Source organism: Acidovorax sp. LjRoot204 (assembly GCF_056175785.1).
In genome coordinates this window covers 1-4,999 of sequence record NZ_JBGFFF010000235.1, presented here as the reverse complement: position 1 = coordinate 4,999, position 4,999 = coordinate 1, and the positions used below count along the sequence as shown (strand labels likewise).

The 4,999-nt window shown below is 65.7% G+C and carries 4 protein-coding genes; 2 read left to right on the top strand and 2 right to left on the bottom strand.

Features of this window, described 5'->3' with window-relative positions:
- The first annotated feature begins 181 nt into the window (after nt 1-181).
- Nucleotides 182-1,414 (top strand): Yip1 family protein, encoded by a 1,233-nt coding sequence (locus tag AC04MI_RS23415; RefSeq protein ID WP_395453033.1) that lies wholly within the window; start codon nt 182-184, stop codon nt 1,412-1,414.
- A gap of 84 nt (nt 1,415-1,498) precedes the next feature.
- Here the strand turns inward: AC04MI_RS23415 and AC04MI_RS23410 are convergent, their stop codons facing one another.
- Nucleotides 1,499-2,563 carry an ABC transporter ATP-binding protein gene (locus AC04MI_RS23410; RefSeq protein WP_056066206.1) on the bottom strand — a complete coding sequence of 355 codons (1,065 nt, stop codon included), beginning with the start codon at nt 2,561-2,563 and terminating at the stop codon, nt 1,499-1,501.
- A gap of 121 nt (nt 2,564-2,684) precedes the next feature.
- On the opposite strand from AC04MI_RS23410, the gene AC04MI_RS23405 reads away from it, so the two are divergent.
- Nucleotides 2,685-4,322, top strand: coding sequence for an ABC transporter permease (locus AC04MI_RS23405; RefSeq protein WP_395458189.1), 1,638 nt, complete (start codon nt 2,685-2,687; stop codon nt 4,320-4,322).
- 115 nt (nt 4,323-4,437) lie between these two features.
- Here AC04MI_RS23405 and AC04MI_RS23400 read toward each other — a convergent pair.
- On the bottom strand, nt 4,438-4,999 hold a 562-nt coding region (locus tag AC04MI_RS23400; RefSeq protein WP_476498830.1), incomplete at its 5' end, for a hypothetical protein.

Genomic DNA, 4,999 nt, shown 5'->3' with positions numbered 1-4,999 from the left:
CACACAGGATCCCTGGGTTCCCAACGAGCTGTCTTTGTGCGGTAAAAGCGTGCATATTCCACGCTTTGGGCCCTGCAGGTGGTCGTCCAGGTGGTCTGCCCGGCGCAATGTCCCGTATCGTCCGCGCTTTCCATTTGCCTGCGGTTCATCGCAGGCCTTTGCACACTGCCGGGAGGGCACCATGAACCTGATTGAACGCGCCAAAAGCATCCTTCTGCAACCCAAGGAGGCCTGGGCCACCATCGATGCGGAGGCCACCGACACCGCCACCCTGTTCACCCGCTACGCCATGATCCTGGCCGCCATTCCGGCGGTCTGCGGTTTCATCGGCATGTCGCTGATCGGTTTTGGCGGTTTTGGGGTCACCATCCGCGTGCCTTTTGTCTCCGGGCTGGTGAACATGGTCGTGTCATACGGGTTGAGCCTGGCGGGCTTGCTGGTGCTCGGTTTCATCATCGATGCGCTGGCGCCCACCTTCGGCGGGCAAAAGAACGCGATCCAGGCACAGAAGGTGGCGGTGTACGCCAGCACGGCCGCCCTGCTGGGCGGTGTGTTCAGCCTGCTGCCGTCGCTGGCCATGCTGGGCCTGCTGGCGGCGGTGTATTCCATCTACCTGCTCTACACCGGCCTGCCTGTGCTCATGCGCAGTGCGCCCGAAAAGTCGGTGGGCTACACGGTGGTGGTCATCATTGCTGCCATCGTGATGGGGGTGGTCATCGGTGCCGTCAGTGCGCTGTTCATGCCGCGCAGCGGTGCGCTGTTTGGCGGTGCCGATGCCCCTGCCATCACCATGAACACGCCCGGTGGCAAGGTGTCCATCGACACCGCCGGCCTGGAAGCTGCCGGCAAGAAGATGGAAGAAGCCGCCCGCAAGATGGAAGAGGCCCAGAAGAGCCAGGATCCGGCCGCCATCGCAGCCGCCACGGGCGATGCCGCCAAGGCCGCTGCGGGTGTGCTGGGTGGGGGTCAGGCCATTGCGGCCCAGTCGCTCAAGGCGGCCCTGCCCGAGAAGCTGGCGGGCCTGCCCCGCACGGGTTTTGATGTGCAGGACGGTGCAGCCCTGGGCTTGCCCACCAGCCAGGCCAGCGCGCAATACGGCAACGACGACAAGCAGCTGCGCCTGGAGATCGTGGACGTGGGCGGCCTGGGCCAGATGGCGGTGATGGCCATGGGCATGGCGCAGGGCGAGAAAGAAGACCAGACCAGCGCCGAAAAGACCTGGCAAGAGGGTGGCCGCACCCTGCACCAGCGCTACGACAAGGATGGCAGCCACGCAGAGTTCAAGACCATCCTGAAGAACGGCCTTGTGGTCAGCATCGAGGGCGACAAGATCGGTGTGAAAGAGCTGCGAGGCCTGATGTCGCAGGTGGACCTGAACGGGCTGGAGGGCCTGCAGCGCAAGGGCAAGTCCTGAGCTGAAGGGTGGTTGCTATTGATTCAATAGCTATTCAGGCATGTTCGACTAGCGCATCCGGCCGATTTTGATTCCATCACCGCCTCAGCCACGCGGAAACGTCACCACATGGTCGACCTGGGCGCGGATGCCGATCCACTCGCCCAGCGCGTGGTCGTGGTGGCTGGGCACATGGGCCAGCACCGTGTGGCCACTGGCCAGGCGCAGGGTGTACAGAAACTCCGACCCCCGGAACGACTTGCGCACGATTTGCGCCTGCACGGGCGCGTGGTCGTCGTGCACGATGTCGTCGGCGCGCAGCAGCACATCACATTCACCCGCAGGGTAGCTGCTGGGCAGGGGGCACTCATCCAGGTCGGTCAGGTCGCCCAAGGGTGTTTGGGCCACCACGTTGTTGCCGCGCTGCACCAGCGTGGCGGGGGCAAACACGCCGTGGCCGATGAAGTCGGCCACAAACCGCGTGGCGGGGCGGTGGTACAGGGTGTAGGCATCGTCCCACTGGTGCAGGTGGCCTTCGTTCATCACGCCAATCACATCGCCGATGGCAAACGCCTCGAACTGGTCGTGCGTCACAAACAGCGCCGTGGCGCCTGCGGCCTTGAGAATGCCGCGCACCTCGTGTGCCAGGCGCTCGCGCAGGTCCACGTCGAGGTTGGAAAACGGCTCGTCCAGCAGCATGAGCTGTGGGCGCGGCGCCAGCGCACGCGCCAGCGCCACACGCTGCTGCTGGCCGCCAGAGAGTTCGTGCGGGTAGCGGTGCTCGCTGCCCGTCAGGCCCACCAGCTGCAGCACCTCAGCCACCCGCGCGGCCTGCTCGGCCTTGGGCAACTGGTGGATGCCAAACGCCACATTGCGGCCCACCGACAGGTGCGGGAACAGCGCATAGTCCTGGAACACCATGCCGATGCGCCGCAGCTCGGGTGGCACGCTCAGGCGGGCGCTGCTGACCACGCTTTTGGTGAGGCGGATCTCGCCTCCCGTCACGGGCTCCAGCCCGGCCACGGCGCGCAGCAGGGTGGTCTTGCCGCAGCCGGAGGGGCCGATCAGCACGCCGATGTCACCCGCTTTCAGGCTGAGCGTGACGCCTTGCACGGCGGCCTGTGCGCGGCCTGCGTAGTGCACTTCGAGTTGGGAGACCTCAAGAAACATATCTGTGCATTTTAGGCGGGGTGGAGTGAATGCTTAAAATTCGCATTTGCATTCCTGGGTGCTGCGGTGCCCATGCCTTTCGGCAGGTGTGCGCTTTCTTTCCTCTGCCGAGCCCATCGCCTTGCGCCGCACGCCGTCTTCTGTCTTTCGCAGCATCCCGCTGATCCTGTTTGCAGGCTTTCTGGCCTTGCCGGTGCTGGCGGTGCTGGCGTCGTGGCTGCCGTTCTCGCCCACCGGGCAGGGCGATGCGCAGACGGGCGCCATCCTGCGCGAAATGGCAGCCACGGTGCTGCCCGGCTATGTGTGGACCACGCTGTGGCTGAGCGTGCTGGTAGCGTTGGGCGCGGCCGTGGTGGGCACGCTGGCGGCTGCGGCAGTCACGCTGTTCGACTTTCCGGGCCGCCGCACCTTTGAATGGCTGCTGCTGTTGCCGCTGGCGATGCCGGCCTACGTGACGGCCTACGCCTACACCGACTTTCTGCAGTTCAGCGGCCCGCTGCAGGTGGGTCTGCGCAACACCTTCGGCCTGGAAGGCCGCCTGCTGCCCGAGGTGCGCAGCCTGGGCGGCGCGGTGTGGGTGTTCATCTTCTCGCTCTACCCCTACGTGTACCTGCTGGCGCGTACGGCGCTGGGTGAGCGTGCTGCTCACCTCATGGAGGCCGCACGCCTGCTGGGCGCACCGCTGCCGCGCCGCATCCGCGCCGTGGCCTTGCCGCTGGCCCGCCCGGCCGTGGCRGCTGGCGTGGCGCTGGTGCTGATGGAAACCCTGGCCGACTTTGGCGTGGCCAGCTACTTCGGCATCCAGACCTTCACCACGGGCATCTACAAAGCCTGGCTGTCCATGGACAACCGCCTGGCCGCCGCGCAGCTGGCCACCATGCTGCTGGTGGTGGTGATGGCGCTGCTGCACCTGGAGCACCGCGCGCAAAAGCGCATGCGTTTTGCCACCGGCGGCGGGCGCGCTGGCTCGGCCGAGGCGCAGCCGCTGCGGCTGCATGGTGCGCGCCGATGGGCCGCCTGGGTGGTCTGTGCGGTGCCGGTGGTCATGGGTTTTGTCGCCCCGGTGGTCTTCATGCTGCGGCCGCTGGCGGCCGACTGGTCGGTGCTGCCGTGGGAGCGGTTCATGGAATGGGCCTGGCACAGCGTGCGCTTGGGATGCATCACTGCGGCGTTGGCCGTCGCCATCGCGCTCGCCCTGGCTTTTGCGGTGCGCCGCCAGCCCGACGCCATCACGCGTGGCGTGGTGCAGCTGGCCAGCGTGGGTTATGCCGTGCCGGGCGCCGTCATCGTCGTGGGGCTGTTGTTGCCCGTGGGCTGGCTGCAGGCGGCCATGCCGCAGTGGGGCGTGGGCGCGCTGGTCACGGCCACGGCCTTTGGCATTGTGTGGGCCTACTTGGTGCGGTTTTGTGCAGTCGCCCTGCAATCCATGCAGAGCGGCTACGCGCGGATTCCGCCCAGCCTGGACGACTCTGCCCGCATGCTGGGCATGGGCAGCGCAGGCCTGCTGGCACGCGTGCACTGGCCGCTGCTCAAGCGCTCTACCGCCGCCGCAGCGCTGCTGGTGTTTGTGGACGTGATGAAGGAGCTGCCCGCCACCATGGTGCTGCGCCCCTTCAACAGCGACACCCTGGCCGTGGTGGCCTATCAGCTGGCCCGCGACGAGCGCCTGGGCGAGGCGGCCTTGCCGTCGCTGGCGTTGGTGGCGGTGGGGCTGGTGCCGGTGATTTTGCTCAGCCGCACATTGCGCAGCCGGGCGTAGTGCCAGACTGCAAAGCCACCGAGGCAGAGGGAGGCGGGGGGGCCGATGGTGAACGGTCTCGCCACTTCTTCGACAGATCGCCAAGATCCAAGGCGCCGCTGTCGTTGGTCGGACGTCATTGCACGGGGTAGAGCGTTCCTGTGTAACGGTCACCACGCGAGTCACGAGACGGGCGCACGATCAATGTGCGGTAAGACTTGTAGTTGCCGTCTTTCAGCTCATCGCCAACCCACACAATCCATTCTTTCTGCAGGCGTTCACTACCCGCTTCGGTGGCCGGGCGGCTCACCACCCCGACGATCTTGAGGCTGAAAAATTGCGTGTCCGTTTCGATCTCCACGGTGTCTCGGTTCATGGTCACTTTGCCCAAACCCAAGAGAGTCTTGGGCGTGTGGGTTGGACCGTCTGCACGGTTGCGCAGTGAGGACGGGAAGGTGCGCAGGTCCAAGCGTTCATAAAGCGCTTTGACCGCGTTGGCAGGCAGGGCGGCTTGGGTCACGATAAAAGGCTGGGTGCCGACCATTCGCAATGCGTCACACACCAGGTATTCGCTGCGAATTTCCGCACTGCGTGTGGATTCGTCCGGAGCACTGGTAGACAAAAGATTGGAATACTGCGCGCAGTTGTTTGCCACGCCCCCGTTGTCAAATGGCAAAGCCGTCCTGGGTACAGAAAGC

Bases quoted from the DNA above. Each gene is read 5' to 3' on its own strand.
- AC04MI_RS23415 (WP_395453033.1), top strand. From the start codon at position 182: ATGAACCTGATTGAACGCGCCAAAAGCATCCTTCTGCAACCCAAGGAG.
- AC04MI_RS23410 (WP_056066206.1), bottom strand. From the start codon at position 2,563: ATGTTTCTTGAGGTCTCCCAACTCGAAGTGCACTACGCAGGCCGCGCA.